The sequence below is a fragment of the Pararhizobium sp. LjRoot238 genome, from assembly GCF_964252955.1.
In the GTDB taxonomy this organism is placed as follows: domain Bacteria; phylum Pseudomonadota; class Alphaproteobacteria; order Rhizobiales; family Rhizobiaceae; genus Pararhizobium.
Genome location: NZ_CAXUPP020000001.1, coordinates 1037555 through 1058952 on the forward strand (window position 1 = coordinate 1037555; position 21398 = coordinate 1058952).

20 protein-coding genes and 1 pseudogene are annotated in these 21398 nt (G+C 60.8%); 17 read left to right on the plus strand and 4 right to left on the minus strand.

Features of this window, described 5'->3' with window-relative positions; genetic code table 11:
- The first annotated feature begins 86 nt into the window (after positions 1–86).
- From ACSQ3F_RS05245 to ACSQ3F_RS05290, 10 genes and pseudogenes are all read left to right on the plus strand, one after another.
- Complete coding sequence (locus tag ACSQ3F_RS05245; protein ID WP_436099253.1) at positions 87–515, plus strand: OsmC family protein; 429 nt, start codon at positions 87–89, stop codon at positions 513–515.
- A 75-nt stretch (positions 516–590) separates the two neighbouring features.
- A complete protein-coding gene (locus ACSQ3F_RS05250; protein ID WP_436099254.1) occupies positions 591–1898 on the plus strand; it encodes a UDP-glucose dehydrogenase family protein in 1308 nt (435 codons plus the stop codon).
- A gap of 42 nt (positions 1899–1940) precedes the next feature.
- Positions 1941–2945 (plus strand): NAD-dependent epimerase, encoded by a 1005-nt coding sequence (locus ACSQ3F_RS05255; protein ID WP_436099255.1) that lies wholly within the window; start codon positions 1941–1943, stop codon positions 2943–2945.
- A gap of 458 nt (positions 2946–3403) precedes the next feature.
- Positions 3404–3658 carry a hypothetical protein gene (locus ACSQ3F_RS05260; protein ID WP_436099256.1) on the plus strand — a complete coding sequence of 85 codons (255 nt, stop codon included), beginning with the start codon at positions 3404–3406 and terminating at the stop codon, positions 3656–3658.
- Positions 3659–4127: 469 nt separating this feature from the next.
- A complete protein-coding gene (locus tag ACSQ3F_RS05265) occupies positions 4128–4754 on the plus strand; it encodes a hypothetical protein (RefSeq protein ID WP_436099257.1) in 627 nt (208 codons plus the stop codon).
- 108 nt (positions 4755–4862) lie between these two features.
- Positions 4863–6272, plus strand: coding sequence for an O-antigen ligase family protein (locus ACSQ3F_RS05270; RefSeq protein ID WP_436099258.1), 1410 nt, complete (start codon positions 4863–4865; stop codon positions 6270–6272).
- Entirely contained in the window at positions 6269–7045 is a 777-nt protein-coding gene (locus ACSQ3F_RS05275; RefSeq protein WP_436099259.1) for a metallophosphoesterase family protein, read from the plus strand. Before ACSQ3F_RS05270 ends, ACSQ3F_RS05275 begins: the two co-directional genes overlap by 4 nt.
- 138 nt (positions 7046–7183) lie before the next feature.
- A pseudogene (locus ACSQ3F_RS05280) lies at positions 7184–7453 on the plus strand (Wzz/FepE/Etk N-terminal domain-containing protein); the annotation flags it as partial.
- Positions 7454–7456: 3 nt separating this feature from the next.
- Positions 7457–9334 carry a GumC family protein gene (locus ACSQ3F_RS05285; RefSeq protein ID WP_436102045.1) on the plus strand — a complete coding sequence of 626 codons (1878 nt, stop codon included), beginning with the start codon at positions 7457–7459 and terminating at the stop codon, positions 9332–9334.
- 287 nt (positions 9335–9621) lie between these two features.
- Positions 9622–10182, plus strand: a complete 561-nt coding sequence (locus tag ACSQ3F_RS05290; protein WP_436099260.1) for a transglutaminase-like cysteine peptidase — start codon at positions 9622–9624, stop codon at positions 10180–10182.
- A 74-nt stretch (positions 10183–10256) separates the two neighbouring features.
- On the opposite strand, the gene ACSQ3F_RS05295 is transcribed toward ACSQ3F_RS05290, so the two are convergent.
- A complete protein-coding gene (locus ACSQ3F_RS05295) occupies positions 10257–11414 on the minus strand; it encodes a fumarylacetoacetate hydrolase family protein (protein ID WP_436099261.1) in 1158 nt (385 codons plus the stop codon).
- A gap of 249 nt (positions 11415–11663) precedes the next feature.
- Here ACSQ3F_RS05295 and ACSQ3F_RS05300 point away from each other — a divergent pair, with 249 nt between their 5' ends.
- The 3 genes from ACSQ3F_RS05300 (at position 11664) to ACSQ3F_RS05310 (ending at position 14509) form a co-directional block, all read left to right on the plus strand.
- Positions 11664–12854 (plus strand): TMEM43 family protein, encoded by a 1191-nt coding sequence (locus tag ACSQ3F_RS05300; protein WP_436099262.1) that lies wholly within the window; start codon positions 11664–11666, stop codon positions 12852–12854.
- 169 nt (positions 12855–13023) lie between these two features.
- On the plus strand, positions 13024–13812 hold the full coding sequence (locus ACSQ3F_RS05305; RefSeq protein WP_436099263.1) for a YdcF family protein: 789 nt from the start codon (positions 13024–13026) through the stop codon (positions 13810–13812).
- 61 nt (positions 13813–13873) lie between these two features.
- Complete coding sequence (locus ACSQ3F_RS05310) at positions 13874–14509, plus strand: trimeric intracellular cation channel family protein (protein WP_436099264.1); 636 nt, start codon at positions 13874–13876, stop codon at positions 14507–14509.
- 9 nt (positions 14510–14518) lie between these two features.
- Here the strand turns inward: ACSQ3F_RS05310 and irrA are convergent, their stop codons facing one another.
- The gene (irrA, locus tag ACSQ3F_RS05315) at positions 14519–14938 is read right to left on the minus strand and encodes an iron response transcriptional regulator IrrA (RefSeq protein ID WP_349436736.1); all 420 of its coding nucleotides are present in this window, start codon (positions 14936–14938) and stop codon (positions 14519–14521) included.
- A 320-nt stretch (positions 14939–15258) separates the two neighbouring features.
- On the opposite strand from irrA, the gene fabA reads away from it, so the two are divergent.
- The 4 genes from fabA (at position 15259) to htpG (ending at position 19874) form a co-directional block, all read left to right on the plus strand.
- Positions 15259–15774 carry a 3-hydroxyacyl-[acyl-carrier-protein] dehydratase FabA gene (fabA, locus tag ACSQ3F_RS05320; RefSeq protein WP_436099265.1) on the plus strand — a complete coding sequence of 172 codons (516 nt, stop codon included), beginning with the start codon at positions 15259–15261 and terminating at the stop codon, positions 15772–15774.
- Between the two features lie 46 nt (positions 15775–15820).
- Entirely contained in the window at positions 15821–17044 is a 1224-nt protein-coding gene (fabB, locus tag ACSQ3F_RS05325) for a beta-ketoacyl-ACP synthase I (protein WP_436099266.1), read from the plus strand.
- A gap of 4 nt (positions 17045–17048) precedes the next feature.
- Positions 17049–17855, plus strand: coding sequence for an enoyl-ACP reductase FabI (fabI, locus tag ACSQ3F_RS05330; RefSeq protein WP_436099267.1), 807 nt, complete (start codon positions 17049–17051; stop codon positions 17853–17855).
- 132 nt (positions 17856–17987) lie between these two features.
- Positions 17988–19874, plus strand: coding sequence for a molecular chaperone HtpG (htpG, locus tag ACSQ3F_RS05335; protein WP_436099268.1), 1887 nt, complete (start codon positions 17988–17990; stop codon positions 19872–19874).
- Positions 19875–19955: 81 nt separating this feature from the next.
- On the opposite strand, the gene ACSQ3F_RS05340 is transcribed toward htpG, so the two are convergent.
- Together ACSQ3F_RS05340 and ACSQ3F_RS05345 are read right to left on the minus strand one after the other, a co-directional pair.
- Positions 19956–20192 (minus strand): hypothetical protein, encoded by a 237-nt coding sequence (locus tag ACSQ3F_RS05340; RefSeq protein WP_436099269.1) that lies wholly within the window; start codon positions 20190–20192, stop codon positions 19956–19958.
- Between the two features lie 138 nt (positions 20193–20330).
- A complete protein-coding gene (locus ACSQ3F_RS05345; RefSeq protein ID WP_436099270.1) occupies positions 20331–21347 on the minus strand; it encodes a class I SAM-dependent methyltransferase in 1017 nt (338 codons plus the stop codon).
- Positions 21348–21398: the final 51 nt, after the last annotated feature.

Here is a 21398-nt window from a genome sequence, read left to right on the forward strand (position 1 = left end):
GTTGCGGGCGTGTCGCGAACGTTGTTTCTTTCGACAGATAGTCCCATCTGAAGGGACTATCTCTAGCGCGCAGGAAAGGCCAGGACATGACGGAGTTGAAGACACGATCCCGGCCGACGGGTGCAACCGCCGTTCTGGGCCGCACTGGATTTCCGCATATTACGTCAGCAACCGGGGGCGAACTCAGCGTCGTCACCGGCCCATTGCAGCCGGGTTTCAATCCACTCGACCTGCTTTACGCGTCGCTATCCGCCTGCCTGACCATGAGCGCCCGCATCGCCGCAAGCCAGAGGGGCGTGCTCGACAGGGTGACGGAAATCAGCGCAGAAGTGACCGGCAAGAAGGCGACGGACGGGCTTTCACGGGTTCAGACTTTCAACATCGTCTTTACGATCAAGGGCGACATCGACGATGAGACGCGCAACGCCATTGCGCGGGCGGCTGAAGACGAAATCTGCACGGTCAGCAACACGATCCGCGGCAATCCCGATTTCTCGACGACCGTCTCCGGCTAACCTCTTGAACATCCGCCCATTGGCAAGCCGCGTGTGTTTGACTATGGATACGCCCAAGCAATTCTGGAGTATGCCATGAAAATCACGATGATCGGCGCCGGTTATGTTGGGCTTGTCTCTGGCGTCTGTTTCGCCGATTTCGGCCATGAGGTGGTCTGTATCGATAAGGACGCGAGCAAGATCGACGCGCTCATTGCCGGACGCATTCCGATCTTCGAGCCGGGCCTGGAACAGCTGGTCGCCGACAATGTCAAGGATGGGCGTCTGAGCTTCAGCACCGATCTGGCCACGAGCGTCTCGCAGAGCGACGTGATCTTCATTGCGGTCGGCACGCCCTCGCGGCGCGGCGACGGCCATGCCGACCTTTCCTATGTCTACGATGCCGCCCGCGAGATCGCCACGCATGTGACCGGCTTCACCGTCATCGTCACCAAGTCGACGGTTCCGGTCGGCACCGGCGACGAGGTCGAGCGGATCATGCGCGAAACCAATCCGGACGCCGACATCGCGGTCGTCTCCAATCCGGAATTTTTGCGCGAGGGTGCGGCGATCGACGATTTCAAGCGGCCCGACCGCATCGTCATCGGCCTCAACGACGAGCGCGCCCGCGGCGTCATGACCGAGGTCTACCGGCCGCTCTATCTCAACCAGGCGCCGCTGCTCTTCACCACGCGGCGCACCTCCGAACTGATCAAATATGCCGGCAATGCCTTCCTCGCCATGAAGATCACCTTCATCAACGAGATGGCCGACCTGTGCGAAAAGGTCGGTGCCAATGTCCAGGAGGTCGCCCGCGGCATCGGCCTTGATGGCCGCATCGGCTCGAAATTCCTGCATGCGGGCCCCGGCTATGGCGGCTCCTGCTTCCCGAAGGATACGCTGGCGCTGGTCAAGACGGCGCAGGATCACGAGAGCCCGGTGCGGCTGATCGAAACCACCGTCGCCGTCAACGACAACCGCAAGCGCGCCATGGGCCGCAAGGTGATCGCCGCGGCCGGCGGCGACGTGCGCGGCAAGAAGATCGCCGTGCTCGGCCTCACCTTCAAGCCCAACACCGACGACATGCGCGACAGCCCGGCGATCGCCATTATCCAGGCGCTGACGGACGGCGGCGCCGTCGTCACCGGCTACGACCCGGAAGGCATGGAGAATGCGAGAAACGTCATCGACGGCATCGCCTATGCCGACAGCCCCTATGAGGCGGCGCAAGACGCCGATGCGCTCGTCATCGTCACCGAGTGGAACGAGTTCCGCGCGCTCAACCTCGACCGGCTGAAATCGTCGATGAAAAACCCCGTGCTTGTCGATCTCAGGAACATCTATCACCGCGATGAAGTGACCAAGTACGGTTTCAGCTATACGAGTGTCGGCCGGCCGGAATAAGGGCGGCATCTCGATCGACCGCAGGGAAAGCAAGGAGCCGGTATGCGCTATCTGATCACAGGAACGGCAGGTTTCATCGGGTTCCACCTGGCCAAGCGGCTGCTCGATGACGGCCATTTCGTCACCGGCTTCGACGGCATGACGCCTTATTATGACGTCCGGCTCAAGGAGCGGCGCCACGCCATCCTGTCCCGCTCGAACGGCTTCCGGCCGGTGATCGGCATGCTGGAGGATGCGAGCGCGCTGCAAACGGCCGCGGAGATCGGCGAGCCGGACGTCATCGTCCACCTCGCAGCCCAAGCCGGCGTCCGTTACAGTCTGGAGAACCCCAAGGCCTATGTCGATTCCAACCTGATCGGCTCCTGGAACATCCTTGAACTGGCGAAAGCGGTGCAGCCCAAGCACCTGCTGCTTGCCTCCACCTCCTCGATCTACGGCGCCAACGAGAAAATACCCTTCGCAGAGACCGACCGGGCCGACGAGCCGATGACGCTCTACGCCGCGACGAAGAAATCGGCCGAGCTGATGGCGCATAGCTATGCTCATCTCTACGGCGTGCCGACCACCGCCTTCCGCTTCTTCACGGTCTACGGACCCTGGGGACGCCCGGACATGGCGCTGTTCAAATTCGTCGACAGCATCCTTCACGACCGGCCGATCGAGATCTACGGCGAAGGCCACATGAGCCGCGACTTTACCTATATCGACGACCTCGTCGAAGGCATCGTCCGGTTGATGGGCGTCGTGCCGGCGGAGGAAAATCGCATCGACGACATCGATACGCTGTCGCGTCACGCGCCCTTTCGCATTGTCAATATCGGCGGCGGGCAGCCGGTGGAACTGATGCGCTTCGTCGAGACAGTCGAGGCTGCGGCCGGCCGGCCGGCGATCCGCACGATGCTGCCGATGCAGCAGGGTGACGTGCCGCGAACCTTTGCCGCTCCGGACCTTCTGAATGCGCTGACGGGCTTCACGCCGTCCATATCGGTGGAGGAAGGCGTCAAACGCTTCGTCGACTGGTATCGCGCGGAGATGGTCAGCGCCTGAGAATGGCTGCGCTCGATCCACCTTCAGCCGAATCATCAAAACGGTTCGACGCGGCCGGAAGCATTGGAATCCTGTATGGAAAGCCTCGGAGGACGTCGCACTGCACATGTTCTGTTGCTGCGGTGCATACTTTGCTAGCTTTCGAAGGCGCCTGTGCCAGCCGCACCCCTTCATTATCCGCACTCCGGCTTGACAGAGGTCATCACACGGGCCATAAGAAACTCCTAATCTGGTTAGCGTATATTTAATTTTCGGAGCGGGTCTCCCTAGTCCAATCCATTTAACGGGGTTCAATTATGTTTAAACGTTCTTTGCTGATCACGACTCTTGCGCTTTGCGCTTCCGTTTCTTTCGCATATGCACAGGCCGCGCCATCCGCTGGCGCAGTTTCGGGCCTCGCGACCTGCTCCAGCGATTGCGCTGTCCAGGCCCAGAGCATCGCTGATGAAATCAGCGCGATGCCGTCTGGTCCGGCAAAGGACAGGCTCCTTCTTTCGCTTGTCAAGGCGATCGGTACTCTCGCCATTGCAAATCCTGAGCTCTCCGCGGCTCTTGGCGGCATCGCAGCATCGGCTCAGGCAGGATTGAGCCCGGCAGCGGCGGCCGCAGTTCCCTTCGTTGAGCAGGTCGTGTCCGCCCTCCAGGCGGGCACCCCCGGCGCTGCCACTGCCGCTGTCAACGATCCAAGCTTGGGCGACACCCCAGCCAGCTGAGCTGGCGAATTGATTTGGCTGCTGATTTTGAAAAGGCGCCTTGCGGGGCGCTTTTTTTATACTGTATTTTTGCGGTCCGTACGGAGCGCCGAGATCGTGCGGGGTGGCGAGCTATTTCCCGTAGTGGCACAATTGTGATGTTTTAACTTGCGCTTGATGCGGCAAGGTCCTGCAATATAGGAATACTATTATAACCCTTGTCATAGAAGTGAAGACGTAAGCCTCGCCCAAACCCCTGCTGGTACGGTACACCCAGATACTCGAACCTTTGATCCGTTTGCGCGTTCATGATTGCTTTCGCGACATTCGGCTTCGGTTTTCGTCCCCCAAATACAATCTGAGCGGCAGGAATGAAATTTTTCAGTAGCGTCCGGGTTCGACCTTTCGAAAAGCATTCAGGCCGGAGAGACCCCGCCAGAGACGGCGCGCCATGGTAAAGCAGAGAAAATGGATCGCGATGGTATGTTGCTTGCTGATTTCGGCGGCGAGCGGCTACGGCCTGTGGCGCGAACTGGCGCCGTTTATGGCCAAACCCATCGAGCAGGCGCTGACCCCGGACGGCTACGCTGGCGAAGACTTTGATTTCGGCCTTTCGTCCTATTCGAAGACGCTGGTCATGAAGGACTGTTTCCGTATCGTGCTGGCCTATAGGGACATCGACATGATCGACGAAGCGGCGCGCGATGTGGTGTCGAAATGCGCCAATCGCGCCTCGGACATCGTTGCGACAACGCCGACGGACTCCTTCGCCTGGCTGGTGCGCGCCGCCGCGTCGGTTCGCCTGCTCGCCAGGGACGAGTTCAACGCCGCCCTCAGGCAATCGCAATTGACCGGCCCCAACGAACAATGGATCGCCCGTTTTCGCGTCAGTCTGGCGGAGACCTATTTTCCGCAACTCAGCGCCGAGACCGTCAAATTGGAAGCCGCTGACCTGAAGCTGCTTGTCAGCAGCGAGAGAGGTGTCAAGCTCATTGCAGAACGCTATGTCTCCAATCCGGATTTCCGGGCGCGGATCACTGCCATCGTCGAAGCGATGCCGCAGGACCGGCAAATCGTCTTTCTGAGAAACGTCAAGAAATCGATGGGCAAGGGATGATCCGGGTTCCTGTTTTGCGATATCCATGCCAAGGCCTGATTGGAATACCGGCACCGGGTCCGCGCGCACCAGCATCCGCACCGGCACAAGAATGGCAGGCCTGAGACCATGACGAAGACGGCGCGCTACCACTCGGACCGCTTCCGGCTGAACAACCAGCTGATGTGGCCCATTCTTCTGGTTTTGTTCCTTTCGCCCTTCGCGTTCGGAAGCATCAAGCCCTCCTTCTGGCTGCTGTGGTCCATGCTGATCTCGCTGTGCGGCGCCGTTCTCTTCGGCCGCATGGCGCTGTCCAACGCCCGGTTCAGGATCGCGCCGCGCAAACTGCCGGTACTGTTCTGTCTTTTCGCCCTTCTCGGCGCCTACATGATCGTCCAGGTGCTCCCGCTTGGCGCTTTGTCTCCGGCGGTTACCAGCATTGCCGATCCGAGCGCCATCATCGCCGTCGATACGATCAGCCTGGCGCCGCACGATACGATCCTCGCGCTCGCGCGCTGGGCGACCTATGGCCTGCTTTTCTTCCTGGTGCTGCAAATCACCAGCAACCCGCAGCGCGCCCGCGCGTTCATCAATCTCATCTACTGGGCCATCGTCATCCACGCCGTCGTCGGGCTGCTGTTCCTCGTGCAGTTCGGCGACACGATCCTTGGCATTCCGAAGTGGAAATATTTCGGCTCGGCGTTGGGCGGCTTCATCAATCGCAACTCGTTTGCCACCTTCCTTGCCTTCGGCAGCGTGCTTGGCATCAACCTGATGATCGAGCGGATGACCGAGAAGCCCTTGGGAAAAGGCGACTACTCGACTTTGGGGACCTATCTCGGCAAGGGCGGCGTGGTTACCATCGGTCTTGGTTGGCTGGTCCTGGTCATCACGCTTGTCGCCACAAACTCGCGCATGGGCCTCTTTGCCGCCTGTTGCGGCATGATTGCCTCGGTCGCGCTGGCGCTTGCCAAGAAGACCGCCGGTGCCAACAGGGCCGGCATCTGGATCCTGCTGCTTGTCATCCCCATCATTGTCGGCCTCGGCATGTTTGGCTACGGCGCGGTATTTCTGGAGCGCCTGGGCAGCCTCGAAGCTTCATCGGAGGTTCGAATGCAGTTGTACCAACAGGTTCTGCAGATGATCGAAACCCGCCCTCTGCTCGGGTTCGGTGGCAATAGCTTCGAATATGCCTATCCGCTGTTCCATCAGGCGCCGGTCAGCGTCGATCTCGTCTGGGACAAGGCGCACTCCACCTATCTGGCGCTCTGGGCCGAATACGGCCTGATTTTCGGCAGCCTGCCGCTGCTGATTGTTGGGATCATTGTGTTTCAGCTGGGTGCGGCCTATGTGAAGGCGCCGGGGCAGGACATGCTGGTGCGCTGCGGTCTTTGCGTCATACTGGTCGGCGCCGTGCATTCGCTGGTCGACTTCAGCCTCGAGATCGAAGCCGTGATGTTCGCGTTCGTCGCCATTGTCGCCACAGCGTGGGCGCGGCAATTCGAGCTCATGAACGCTGGCGAGAGGGGCGGGTCATGATCCGCGGCATTCTCGATTTTCTGCGCGGTGGTGTGGACACGCCAGTGACCGTGCAAAGACAGAAACTTCTCTTCGAGGGCGGCCCGGATCACATCTATGCTGTCGGCGACGTGCATGGCTGTGACGATCTTCTCGGCAGGCTGGAGGATTTGATCTTCGAGGACTGCCGCAAGCGTGCGGGTACCAAATGGCTGATCATGCTCGGCGACTACGTGGACCGCGGACCAAAGTCGGCATCCGTGCTCGACCGGCTGACAGCCAAGCCTCGTGCAGACGTCAAGCGCTTCTGCCTTGCCGGCAATCATGAGGAGGTGATGCTTGATTTCCTGCGTAATCCGTCTTCCGACCATCGCTGGCTGGACTTCGGGGGACTGGAGACGCTCTATTCCTACGGCCTCCACAAGCTGCCGGCCAATCGCCAGGCCCTGAAGAACCTGCTGCATTCCCGCATTCCGGACGAGCACGTTGCCTTTCTCGAATCCCTACCATCCATGCTGAGCATACCGGGATTTTGTTTTGTCCACGCCGGCCTTCGTGATGGTGTGGCGCTCGCCGAGCAGGAGGATGCGGACCTGTTGTGGCTACGCCCTCCAGCGAACGCGAAAACTGTGGCTACAAATGGCGTCATCGCAATCCACGGCCACACGCCGGTCGCTAAAGTCCAAGTGGGTCCGCTGCAGATCAATGTCGATACCGGCGCCTACATGAGCGGAATATTGTCCGCAGTGCGACTTTCTCGCCGCAGTGTTCCAGAGATCATTCAGTGCAGTTAATGATGTTTGAATTTCGCAATTGTCGGCCGTCCGCAATCTGATAGAACTGTGGCGATGCTGCATTGCAGCAATTTAAAAAAACACTTTTACAGTTTTTACAATAACAGCGATCGCTGTGCAGATAATGGTTGTGTGCAAATGGATGCAGAAATTGACCTCAAAGGCATTCTTGGGTTGATACGCCGCCAGCTTTGGCTGATTTTATCAACAATTGCCGCTATACTCGTCCTGACAATTATATTCACTTACTCCCTTACGCCAAAATATACTGCAACATCCCTTATTCTTGTCGATACAAGCACAAAAAACCTTCTTGATTCGGACAATATCATTTCCAATCCGAGCGCTGACAACTCTCGCGTCGAAAGCGAGGTCGGCATTCTCAAATCCGATCGCATTCTGCTCAATGTCGTGAGCGAAAACGACCTCGTCTCCGACGGCGAATTCGGCATCGCGGTTTCGCTGAAAGACAGGATCCTGAGCTGGCTGCGCATCCCGCTTCCGCCGGCCCCAACCGGTGAGGCGGCCCTGTCGCGCGTCCTCGCCTCCTTCAAATCAGCCATAACCGTCAGCCGCAGCGGCCTGACCTACCTGATCACGGTCGGCGTGGTTTCAAAGGATCCGGCAAAAGCCGCGAAGCTCGCCAATTCGATGAGCGAAACCTACATCAGGGAACAGATCAACGCGAAGGTATCTGCGACGCTCACCAAACGCGATTCGATCCAGAAGCAGGCGGAGGCTGCCAACGCGGCAATCGTCGAAAACGAAAAGAACTTCGATTCCTATATTACCGGCAATATCGACCGGCTGGAGAAGCAGGCCAATTCATCGGGGCTGACCACGCTTCGCGCCGAGCTCGAGAAAGTCAACCAGGACCGGGCGGCCGAGCTCGGCCGGATCGAATCGCTGCAGAAATCACTGCAAGCGCAGGATTTCTCGACGCTGGTGACGCAGCTTGGATCGGATGCGCTCGATGAGTTGCAGAAACAGCGCGAAAACCTCGCAACGCGGATCGCCTCGACCGGCGACAGCAGCGCCGAGGCGATCAGCCTGCGTGAAGAACTTGCCAAGGTCGACAAATCGCTGGCAAACGCGGCGTCGCAGGAAGTCAACAACCTGCAGCAGACGGTCAATAACTACCAGCAGCAGGCAAACGAGGTTCGCCAGAAGATTCGCAGCACGGTTCTGCAAAGCAACCTGCCGCCGGAAGTGCTGACCGAAATCTACAGCCTGCAGCAATCCTCCGAGATCGCCCGCAATCAGTACCAGACCCTTTTGTCCCGACTGCAGGAGCTTGATGCGCAGGCTTCGCTGCAGCTGCCGGACAGCCGCGTGGTTTCGGCCGCGCTGACTCCGACCCTGCCGTCGTTCCCCAACAGCAAGGTGATCCTGGGACTGTCGCTCATCGTTTCCATCGGTCTCGGCCTTGGTCTTGCCATTCTGCGCGAATATTTCATTGGCGGTTTCGTCAGCGAAAATCAGATCGAAGCCGTCCTGAAAGTGCCGCTCTCGGCCATCGCCCCGCGCCAGGCGACCGGCGACGAGCATCACAAGCTGGCGAACCCAACCTCCAGCCTGGCCGATCTCATGGTGACGGCACCGCTCTCACTCTTCAGCGAAAGCGTCCGGCGGCTTCGGCTGACGCTCGACCAGCAGGAAAGGAAGAATCCGGCGCCGAAGCGGCAGGATAGCGACGAGGGCGCGATCATCATGGTTTCCTCCGCGCTGCCGGCGGAAGGAAAGTCGACCATGGCGCTGTCTCTCGCCCGCGCCTATGCGCTGACCGGCAAGCGGACACTGCTGATCGATTGCGACCTGCGCAAGCCGAGCGTCAACAAGCATCTCAATCTCGAGCCGAACCACGATTTCATCGACTATCTGCGACAGGATCGCAATTCGGCGACGCTGACCTCGCTGATCATGCGCGATCCGCTCTCCAACCTGACCGTGCTGCTCGGCGGACGGCGCAGCGACATCGCCACGGACGAACTCGTGATGAGCGAGAAGATGGGCCGGATTCTCGCCAGCGCCCGCAAGCACTTCGACTACGTCATTCTCGACACGCCGCCGGTCGAACCGGTCGTGGACGGCCTCTACCTCGCCCGTCACGCCGATATGATCGTCTTCGTCATCAAATGGGCGAGCACGCCGCAATCGAGCGCCAAGCGGGCCGTCGCCGCGCTCAAGGAGAACAGGAACCCGGACGCCGGCATCGTCACCCTGCTCAACCAGCAGGATCGCACCAAGATGTCGGGCAACTACAGCTACTCCGGGTACTACACCGAATAGACATCTCAAATTCGGGATCAGGGGGCGCCGCGCGTCCCTTTTTTTTGCCTGGAGGCGAGCAAAGCCATGCGGCACAGGCATTGCCGCGAAAAAAATCGAAACCCGTAAAATTGTATCTTTCCACTTAAGCGCACTGAAAAGCGTCCGCATGTATCGTGATGATACAGGTGGACGAAACGGATGTGCTCCGCTTCGCAGCATGATGCGCCTCCCACCGATCCGAAATGATTTCGGTCCAATAAAAAAAGGCCTTGGACAGAAGGCTACGGACAACAGGGACACGGATCATGTTCAAGAAAGCAATCATGGCGCTGGCGACCATCGCAGCTCTTGGCGCCACCAGCATGTCTTCGGCCTACGCCATCAATCTCGGTTCGGCGCGCGGCGCCGTGAAGGTTCACCGCCAGACCTCGGTGGCGCCGATCGCATTTTCGCTCTATTGCCTCGATCATATCGAGGAGTGCACCAAGAGCTCGAAGTCGCAGGTCGCCTATACCTCGAAAATCCGCGGCCTGCTTGCCTCGGTCAACCGCTCGGTCAACCGCAGCATCCGCCCGCTGAACGAGCGACGCGACGTCTGGTCGCTCAACCCGAGCTTCGGCGATTGCGACGACTATGTCATGACCAAGCGCAGCTTTCTCATCCGCGCCGGCGTTCCGTCCAGCGCGCTGCGCGTCGCCGTGGTGCGCACGCCGCGCGGCGAGGGCCACGCGATCCTGCTGGTCAAGACCTCCGCTGGGGAATTCGCCCTCGACAACCTGCGCAAGACGATCGTCAAGCGCAACCAGACCGGCTACCGCTTCCTCAGCGTCGCATCGGCCGATCCGACCCGCTGGTCGACAAACTGAGAGCGTCAAAAGATAGGAGTAACGGGGAGAGCACTTGCCCTCCCCGCTCGCCTTTGCCGCGGCCGCGCTTTGGATCAAAGCAATCCGCGTGCGGCGAGATTGCGCATCAGCGCTGACGGGCCGAATGTCCAGGGCGGGCATTCCGTCGCGAGGCGCACGGTATTGGTGAGCGAGCCGAGATGCGCGTTCGAGATCGTGACGACATCGCCGAGCTTATGGGTGAAGCCCTGCCCCGGCGCGTCGCGGTCTTCGACAGGCGCAAACAGCGTTCCCATGAACAGCATGAAACCATCGGGATACTGATGGTGACGGCCGATCGTCTGGGAGACCAGATCGAGCGGATCGCGGCTGATTTCCCGCATCGTGCTTGATCCTTTCAACAGGAAACCATCCGGGCCGCTGATCGTCAGTGACAGATCGGCATTGCGCACGTCGTCGATCGAATAGGTGGCATCGAACAGGCGGATGAAAGGGCCGATGGCGGACGATGCATTGTTGTCCTTGGCCTTGCCGAGCAGCAGCGCCGAGCGCCCCTCGACATCGCGCAGATTGACATCATTGCCGAGGGTGGCGCCCTTGACGCGGCCCTGGCTGTCGACGGCCAGCACGATTTCCGGCTCCGGATTGTTCCATCTGGAAATCGGATGCAGGCCGACGGATGCACCCCAGCCGACGGAGGCCAGGACCTGCGCCTTGGAAAACACCTCGGCATCCGGACCGATACCGACTTCCAGATATTGCGACCAGACGCCCTCTTCGATGAGCGCCGCCTTCACCTTCGCCGCTTCCGGCGACCCTGCCTTCAGGTCGCGCAAGCTGTCGCCGATGATGGCGGTCACGCGCTCGCGCATCTTTTCCGCCAGCGCCGGGTTTCCGGCAGCCTTTTCCTCAATGACGCGTTCAAGCATCGACCGGGCGAAGGTGACGCCGCAAGCCTTGACCGCCTGCAGGTCGCAGGGTGCCAGAAAATGCATGGTCGAGAAATCGCCAGCCGCCTCCACCGAACCACCCATGACGGCTTCCAACGACGCGAGATGCTCGCCCTCCTGCTGCATGAGGAATGCGACCGGATCATCGCGTTCGATGAGGTCGCGCATCGTCGGCGCCTCTTTCGAGGTGATGTCGTAGAGATCGCCGCCGCGCAGCACCACCAGGGACGGGCCAGCGACATCCGGCCGCCAGAGGCGCCCTACGAATGTCCCCGTTTCAAAACTATCGCTCATCGCCGCCATGTTACCCTCCCCGCTGAATGCCTGCTGCGGCAAGATAACGGCCGCCGGATCGGGGGCAAGATGCGAAACGGAAAAACAACGCTGCTGCCCCGGAAAGAATACTGCGACATCTCGCGAAATGACCCAAAGAATGTTCGCGCGACAGGCAACGATTATTTAATTTTACTGATTTTCTGATAGCACCGGAGACAGTGAATAAGTCTGCGACGCCAGCCGTTGCACAGATGGACACGAGAGGGGATGAGGGACATGAGCTTTACGGAAACGACGACGACCTCCTGGTTTTCACGGCTGAAGAACGGGCTGATCGGCCTCGTCATAGGCCCGCTCCTGGTGCTCGGTATGATCTGGCTGCTCTCCTGGAACGAAGGCCGCTCGGTGCAGACCTATCGGGCGCTCGCGGAGGGTGCCGGCATTGTCGTCTCCGTCGACAGCGGCACCATCGATCCGGCCAATGAAGGTAAGCTGGTGCACATATCCGGATCGGTGAAGCCCGATGGCACGCCGGAGGATCCGGCGCTCGGCGTTTCCGCCAAGGGGGCTGCCGGCCTCAACCGCAAGGTCGAGATGTATCAATGGGTCGAGGACAGCAAGAGCGAGACCCAGAAGACGCTTGGCGGCGGCGAAGAGACCATCACGACCTATACCTATAAGAAAGAATGGCGCTCGCGGCGGGTCGATTCCTCCGATTTCAAGCAGGCCGATCAGCACCAGAACCCCGACATGCCGATCGAGGGCGAGCACTTCACGGTGGCGACCGCAACGCTCGGCGCCTTCACGGTCGATGGCAGGGCGGTTGCCGATCTCGGCACGGACAGCCCGGTCACGCTCTCCCCCGATGTCGCCGGCCAGGTGACTTCGGCGCTCGGTTCCGACAAGCCGGTCAAGGCGGACGGAACGACGATCTATGTCTCGCAGAACCGCCAGAGCCCGGCGATCGGCGATCTGCGCATCAGCTTCAGCCGCGAGGACATTTCCGAGGCGAGCTTCGTCGGCGCGCAGAAGCGCGCGACCGTCGCTGGGTATAAGTCCTCCAATGGACGCGAGCTGTTTCTGAGCGCTGCCGGTAATGTCGGTGCAGCGGAAATGTTCGAGGCAGCCCAGAGCGAGAATACGCTGATCACCTGGCTGATACGCTTCGGCGGCCTGCTCGGCATGTTCATCGGCTTCGTCATCATGTTGTCGATCCTCGGCATCATCGCCGACGTCATTCCCTTTGTCGGCTCGATCGTCGGTTTCGGGACGTCGATCATCGCCGGCATCCTGACGCTGATCCTCGGGCCGCTGGTCATCGCCATCGCCTGGATCGCCTATCGACCGGTGCTGGCGATCATCGTCATCGCCCTTGGCATCCTGTTGGCGGCGGCGCTGATTTATCTCCGGCGCAACAAGGCAGTTGCTGCTCCAACGGCATCAACGGCGACTTTCGGTCGGACCTGATGCTGACTGCGCGCCCGAACCGGCGCGCCGTCTCCGGCTTCACTTCACAGAACACCGTTCGTGGCGACGCAGGCCGCTTGGCAAATCTACCGCCGGACGTTTGCGTTTGAACGTCGTTCTCTCTAGCCTGCAGTCCCTTCAACGCGAATGTAGCTGACACAGGCACCGGATGTTTCTCGTCTCGAAAGTCTTCTGGCTGCTTGCCCAGCCACTGTCCCTGATCTTCCTGCTTCTGATCCTGAGTTATGTTTTCGGTGGCGTGGGCTTTCAACGGCTGCGCGGGTTCTTCTCCGGGCTCGCGGCGACCCTGCTGTTTTTGACGCTGTTCACCAGTTGCGGTGCGGTGATGCTGCAGGTGCTGGAGAACCGCATTGCCCGGCCTGCAAACCTGCCGGCCAATCTCTCTTGCATCATCATCCTTGGTGGCGCGTTCGAGAACGAAGTAATCGCTGCGCGCGGCGGCATGGAATTCAATCAGGCGGCCGACCGTTTCGTCGAGGGGCTGAAGCTGGCGCAGGCTTATCCAGCAGCGAAAATCCTGGTTTCCGGCGGCGACGGTTCGTTCAGCGGCAAATATGAGGGCGATGCAGAGACGTCCATAGCCTTCTTTTCCACCTTCGGCATTGCGCCGGACCGGATCATCCGTGAGGACCAGTCACGAACCACTTTCGAGAATGCAGACAATACCAAGGAGCTGCTCGAGAGCTACGGCCTTTCGGATTGCGCCCTGATCACCTCGGCTTTCCACATGCCGCGGTCGGTCGGCCTGTTTCGCAAGCTCGGCATTCCGGTAACGCCCTGGCCGGTAGACTATCGCACCAGCGGGCAGCTTTCCCTCGGCCCGGATTTCAGCCAGCCTTCGCTGAATGCGCAACTGACGACGACTGCGATGCGCGAATGGACCGGACTGATCGCCTATTACATCAGCGGCAGGACGCATGTGCTTTTCCCGCAATAGGCCGGCCGTTGACGGAAGAGTGCCATTGTGGTCCTTCTCGGTTTTCTGGCTGGGGGGAAACATGCCGATCCTGGAAATTCTCGACTATGCCGGGGTCGCGGTGTTTGCGGCGACCGGGGCGCTTTCCGCCTCGCGCAAGCAGCTCGACATCATCGGCTATATCTTCCTCGCCTCCGTGACCGGCATCGGCGGCGGCACTCTGCGCGATGTCATTCTCGGCGCAACGCCCGTCTTCTGGGTCAGCAACCCGATCTATCTGGTCGTCTGCGGCTGCGCCGGTCTCCTGGTCTTCTTCTCCGCCCATATGATGGAATCGCGCTATAAATTCCTGGTCTGGCTGGATGCCATCGGGCTTTCGGCCTATTGCGTCATGGGGGCGGCCAAGGGGCTATCGGCGACCGGATCGCCGATCGTGGCACTGGTCACCGGCATGCTGACGGCGACCTTCGGCGGCATCCTGCGCGATCTGCTCGCGGGCGAACCATCGGTGCTGCTGCGCCCGGAGATCTATGTGACGGCCGCGCTCGCCGGCTCCGGCGTCTTTACCACGGCAACCTATTTCGGCGCATCGCTGCTCGTTGCTTCAAGCCTTGGTGTCATGACGGCTTTTGCCGTGCGGGGCGGGGCCCTGAAATACGGGTGGACGCTGCCGACCGGCGACCCGCGGCCCGGCCGTCATCCTGACGATGTGATGTAAGGAGGAAGGTCAGCCGCGCTTGCGGCGCAGGCGGATCACCACGTCGACATGGGCGATTTCCATGCCTTCCGGCGGCTCGGGCAGGTTGTCGATCGTGATGCTGCTGACCGGGATGTCGAGCACCTCGTTGTGACCCTCGACGAAGAAGTGATGGTGGTCGGACACATTGGTGTCGAAATAGGTCTTGGCGCTCTCGACGGCGAGAACGCGGATCATGCCGGCTTCGGTGAACTGGTGCAGGGTGTTGTAAACCGTCGCAAGCGATACCGGAACACCCGCGGCCACGGCTTCCTCGTGCAATTCTTCCACCGTCAGATGACGGTCGCCCTTGGCAAAGATCAGGTCTGCAAGCGCCATGCGCTGACGCGTCGGCCTAAGGCCGGAACGGCGGAGGCGTTCTTCCGAACGGATCTCGATGGCAGTCGTCATACGGACGGGTCCAGACTTTCAAGCTATTGCACAACACATTACCTGTGCCGATATAACTTTTGCTGCGAATGCTTTCAATAGTAAGCGAGGGGTCCAAGGCGGCCAAGCCGTGAAAAACAGCCTGAATCTTGGGGCAAAAGCCAATTATCTCTGGCTGTTGCAGTCCCCATCATGTATGCGACGGCGGAAATAGACCTTGTGCTTGACTGGGCAGGGATGCGCAACACGACTTGGAACCGTCACGTCGACGCTTCAAATTGTGCCTGTCTTGCTCTAAACCAAGTCAACGAAAAACGGATGTAGCGGGGAAACGACAGTTCATGACGACCAGACAATCCAGCTTCAACTATGAAGAGATCCTGACCTGCGGTCGGGGCGAACTGTTTGGCCCGGGAAATGCCCAGCTGCCCCTGCCGCCGATGCTGATGGTTCATCGCATCACGGACATCTCCGAAACCGGAGGTGCGTTCGACAAGGGTTATATCCGCGCCGAATATGACGTCCGTCCCGATGATTGGTATTTCCCCTGCCATTTCCAGGGCAATCCGATCATGCCGGGTTGCCTTGGCCTTGACGGCATGTGGCAGCTGACGGGCTTCTTCCTCGGCTGGCTTGGCGAGGAAGGTCGCGGCATGGCGCTTTCCACCGGTGAAGTAAAGTTCAAGGGCATGGTTCGCCCGCATACCAAGCTCATCGAGTATGGCATCGACTTCAAGCGCGTCATGCGTGGTCGGCTTGTGCTTGGCACGGCCGATGGCTGGCTAAAGGCCGATGGCGAGACCATATACCAGGCAAGCGACCTTCGCGTCGGACTGTCGAAGGAAAAGGCTGCCTGAGCCGCGGGTCAGCCGCTCTCAGAACAATTAAGAAGAGGTCATCGACATGAGACGGGTTGTTGTCACGGGTCTGGGCATTGTTTCCTCGATCGGGAACGATGCGCAGGAGGTCACCGCGTCGCTGCGCGAGGCAAAATCCGGCATTTCGTTTTCGAACGATTTTGCCGAACACGGTTTCAAATGCCAGGTCTGGGGCGCGCCCAATATCGACACGACCGACCTTGTCGACCGCCGCGCAGCCCGTTTCCTGTCACAGGGCGGCACGTGGAACCATGTGGCCATGAAACAGGCGATCGCCGACTCGGGCCTCGAAGAGAAGGATGTCGGCGGCAACGAGCGCACCGGCATCATCATGGGTTCGGGCGGCCCCTCGACCCGCACGCTGATCGATGCGGCAGAAATCACCCTCAAGAACAATTCGCCCAAGCGCATCGGCCCGTTCGCCGTGCCGAAGGCGATGTCGTCCACGGCATCCGCGACGCTTGCGACCTGGTTCAAGATCCACGGCGTCAACTACTCGATCTCGTCGGCCTGCTCGACCTCGGCGCACTGCATCGGCAATGCGACGGAAATGATCCAGTGGGGCAAGCAGGACGTGATGTTCGCCGGCGGCCACGAAGACCTCGACTGGACCATGTCGAACCTGTTCGACGCCATGGGTGCCATGTCCTCCAAGTACAACGACACGCCCTCGACCGCTTCGCGCGCCTATGATGTTTCCCGCGACGGCTTCGTCATCGCCGGCGGCGCCGGTGTCCTGGTCCTGGAAGAGTTGGAGCACGCCAAGGCCCGCGGCGCCAAGATCTACGCTGAAATCACCGGCTACGGCGCAACCTCCGACGGCTACGACATGGTCGCTCCGTCGGGCGAAGGCGCTGTCCGCTGCATGCGCCAGGCGCTCGCCACGGTGAAGGGCGACGTCGACTACGTCAACACGCACGGCACCTCGACTCCGGTGGGCGACTCGAAGGAAATCGGCGCGATCCGCGAAGTCTTCGGAAACAAGATCCCGCATATCCAGTCGACCAAGTCGCTGACCGGCCACTCCCTGGGTGCTGCCGGCGTGCAGGAATCGATCTATTCGCTTCTGATGATGCAGGCCGGTTTCATCGGCGAAAGCGCCCACATCACCGAGCTCGATCCGGAATTCGACGGCGTGCCGATCGTGCGCAAGCGCATCGACAACGCCAAGATCGACATTGCGCTTTCCAACTCCTTCGGCTTTGGCGGCACCAACGCAACGCTCGTTTTCCAGCGCTACAACGGATAAAACCATGACCGGTCTCATGAACGGAAAACGCGGCCTCATCATGGGGGTTGCCAACAGCCACTCGATCGCCTGGGGCATCGCGCAGGCCCTGGCGGCGCAGGGTGCAGAGCTCGCCTTCACCTATCAGGGCGAAGCGCTTGGCAAGCGGGTCAAGCCGCTGGCAGCTGAACTCAACTCCGAGTTCCTGCTTCCCTGTGACGTCGAGGATATCGCTTCCGTCGATGCCGTCATCGACGCGCTGAAGGAAAAATGGGGCACGCTCGACTTCATCGTCCATGCCATCGGCTTTTCCGACAAGAATGAGCTCAAGGGTCTCTACGCCGATACGACGCGCGACAATTTCAGCCGCACGATGGTCATCTCCTGCTTCTCCTTCACCGAGATCGCCAAGCGTGCCGCCGAACTGATGACCGACGGCGGTGCGATGCTGACGCTGACCTATGGCGGCTCCGTGCGCGTCATGCCGAACTACAATGTCATGGGCGTCGCCAAGGCAGCGCTCGAAGCTTCGGTGCGCTATCTCGCAGCCGACTACGGTTCGCGCGGCATCCGCGTCAACGCCATCTCGGCCGGCCCGATCCGGACGCTTGCCGGTGCCGGCATTTCCGACGCCCGCGCCATGCTTTCCTGGCAGCAGAAGAACTCGCCGATGCGCCGCACCGTCACCATCGAGGATGTCGGCAGCTCTGCGCTCTACCTCCTTTCAGGTCTGTCGCGCGGCGTCACCGGCGAAATCCACTACGTGGACTCCGGCTACAACATCACGTCGATGCCGGCGCTCGACACGCTCCGCAAGGCAGATACGGAGTAATTTCCGAGCTGCCGGTGCCTGGCGCGCGGTTCGCAAACGGCGCGCCCCTCTTGCCCTCTTGAATTTTGCCCGATTCCTTGCCAGTTCAGAGCGCGCAAGACATTCCGCAATACAATGTGAGGCATGACAAGCATGAGCAATGCTCAAGAAAAACCCGTCGAAAACCATGTTTTTGAGGCCGATGTCGCGCGCCTGCTGCATCTCATGGTGCATTCCGTCTATTCCGACAAGGATGTATTCCTGCGGGAGCTGATATCCAACGCCGCCGATGCCTGCGAAAAGCTGCGCTACGAGGCGATCGCTGCGCCGGAACTTCTGGCCGACGATCCCAGCTCCCGCATCGTGTTGACGCTCGATGTCGACAACAACACGCTGACTTTGGAAGACAACGGCATCGGCATGAGCCGCGACGAGCTGGTCGAAGCGCTCGGCACGATCGCGCGGTCCGGCACCCGCGCCTTCATGGACCGCGTCGAGGCGGCAAAGGCCGGTGAGGGCGCCCAGCTGATCGGCCAGTTCGGCGTCGGTTTCTATTCCGCCTTCATGGTCGCCGACAAGGTCGATGTCGTCTCGCGCCGTGCGGGCAGCGCCCACGCCTTTCTCTGGTCGTCCGACGGTAAAGGCAGCTATACGGTGACCGAGGCCGACCTGACACAGGCTCCGGCGCGTGGCACCCGCATCACGCTGCACCTGATGGACGATGCCAAGAGCTACACCTCGAAGTGGAGCGTCTCGCGCATCGTCAAGGACCAGTCCGGCCACGTGCCGGTGCCGATCGACCTGATCGAGAAGCCGGGCGAGGAAGCCGAACGCATCGGCGATGGCTCCGCTCTCTGGACGAAATCCAGGAACGAGATCACCAAGGAAGAATATGCCGATTTCTATCGCGGCGTTTCCGGACACTATGACGAACCGGCGCTGACCGTGCATTTCCGCGCCGAGGGACGGCATGAATATACCGGCCTTGCCTTCGTACCGGAATCGAAGCCGCTGGACCTGTTCGACCCCGCCGGCAAGGGCCGAATGAAACTCTACGTCAAGCGTGTGTTCATCACCGACGACGCCGAGCTTCTGCCGCGTTACCTGCGTTTCGTGCGCGGTCTTGTCGACACGGCCGACCTGCCGCTCAACGTCTCGCGCGAAATGATCCAGGAAAGCCCGATCCTCGCTGCCATTCGCAAGGGCCTGACCAACCGCGTGCTGACCGCCATCGAGAAACTTCAGGGCAGCGATCCGGACACCTTTGCCAAGCTCTGGGATGCGTTCGGGAGCGTGCTGAAGGAAGGCATCTACGACGACTTCGAGCGCCGGGCGCAGCTGATCGCACTGTCGCGCTTCCGCACCACGATGTCAGACGAGGCGACGCGGTCGCTTTCCGACTACGTGAAGGACATGAAGGACGCGCAGGCCGCGATTTACTATCTAGCGGGCGACAACCTCGACCGGCTGAAGGCGTCGCCGCAGCTCGAGGGTTTTCGCGCGCGCGGGATCGAGGTTCTGCTTTTGACGGACTCCGTCGACAGTTTCTGGGTCACGGCGGCTCCGGACTTCGAGGGCAAACCGTTCAAGTCGATCACGCAAGGGGCTGCCGATCTCGCCCAGGTTCCGAAGGCGGATGGAGACGCGCAGTCGACGCCGGAGACGATACCGGCCGTCAAAGACTTCATCGCCTTTGCCAAGTTGGCCCTCGGTGACGCGGTATCGGACGTGCGGACTTCCGACCGGCTGACGGAAAGCGCCGTCTGCCTGGTCGCGCCGGAACAGGGCTACGACCGTCAGCTGGAAAAGATGCTGCAAGGCGCCGGCAGGCTGGATGCGATCGCCAAGCCGATCCTTGAGATCAATCCCGGCCACGGGCTGATTACCGCCCTTGCCTCGGGCGGCAGCGACGAATTCCGCACGGACGCCGTCCAGCTTCTGCTCGACCAGGCGCGCGTTCTCGACGGCGACAAGCCACAGGACCCCCGCGCCTTCGCAGAGCGGCTTTCGCGGCTGTTCGAGCGGGCTTTGAAAGCATAATTCACGAGAACGATGCGATGGCAGGCCCAGAGCGCATGCCATCGCTCTCACCCTGCAATTGACAAATGCGCCTAGAAAACCTCAGGCGGCCCACCAGACGCCGAGCAACACCGCCAGGACCGTGATCGCAAAGATGCCGAACATCGTCATCTGCTTGCGCGCCTGGTCGAGGGTTTCTGGTTCGACCGGCCGGCGGCCGGTCTGGAAGGCCAGGGGCACCTCGGAGGTCGGTTCCTTGCCTTCGCCGCTCTTGATATCCTTCGCAATCACTTCCGCAACGTCTTCGGTGATGGGCGGGCGGGCAGGTCCAAATCCCATTGTTTGCTCCATCGAGCGCGGCGCGTCCGGTCGGACGCGCAAGGGGCGCGGCGAAGGAAAGGGTGAACCTTATTCAGGGCGAACGCAACCGCAAAAGATGCGTCCCAGGAGCGCTGTGGGATTGCCTTCTCTGGAGGTTCAGCGCTTGCCCCAGAGCACCTTGAAGCGGGCGTTGCGGCAGGTCTCGCCCCATTCCTTGAAGGTCTCGGCCATGACCGGCTCGTAAGGCAGACCGCGATTGGCAACCAGCATCAGCCGGCCGCCGATCTTCAATGCCTTGGCCGCCGCCTTGATCATCGCGATGCCAAGCGCCGGATCGGCGGCCTGGGTCTCGTGGAACGGCGGGTTCATGACGATCAGGTCGTATTTGTCGCGCGTTTCCTCGGAAGTGAGGTCGTGCCAATAGAAGCGCGTCGGCACGTTCGGCACATTGGCCTTGAGGTTTGCGCGTGCGGCTTCCAGCGCGTGATAATCGGCCTCGAAGAGATCAATGCCCTTCAGGCCAGGGGATTTCTCCGCCAGCATCACCGAAAGATAACCCCAGCCGGCGCCGAAATCGGCGGCATGGCCCCTGAAATCCTCGGGAAGACGCGAGGCCAGCAGTTCCGAACCGGCATCGATCCGGTCATGCGAGAACATGCCGGGCGCAGCATCGAAGCGGCCCTCGACGCGTGCCGGCTTCTTGGCAAACTTGGCGATCACATCATCCGCATCTTCCGGACGGCCGAACCAGAAGGCGATACCGTGATATTTCGGCAGGCTGTCGCCGCCCCAGCCAAACTGGGCGACCCGCTTGCGCAGCGACTGGATGCCGTCTTCCTTGCCGCCGGCGACGACGATCAGGCCACCGATCTTGGTGCGTTTCAGCGCCTCGGCAATCCGGTCCTCGTTTTCGCCCTTGTGCTTGCCGCAGAGGATAAGCGCTGCATCATAGTCCTCGCCTTCGACGAACGGCGTCACCGGCGCCCTGGCCGCTTCAAGGCCGCGGTAGAGCGGTCGCAGGGCCTGCGCGGCGGCGATCGACGCGGCAAAATCCGCCGGCAGCCGGTAACCCGCCTCGGCGCCGAGAAACAGCACACGCTCGCCTTCGCCAGGTGCGGGAACAACGCCGGTCTCGAAGGGATGGAAAAGGGTTTTCAGCGCGTCGCGGCTCATGGTGGAACGTCCTAGCGGGGATAAATAAGAAAGGGCGCGGAACGATCCGCT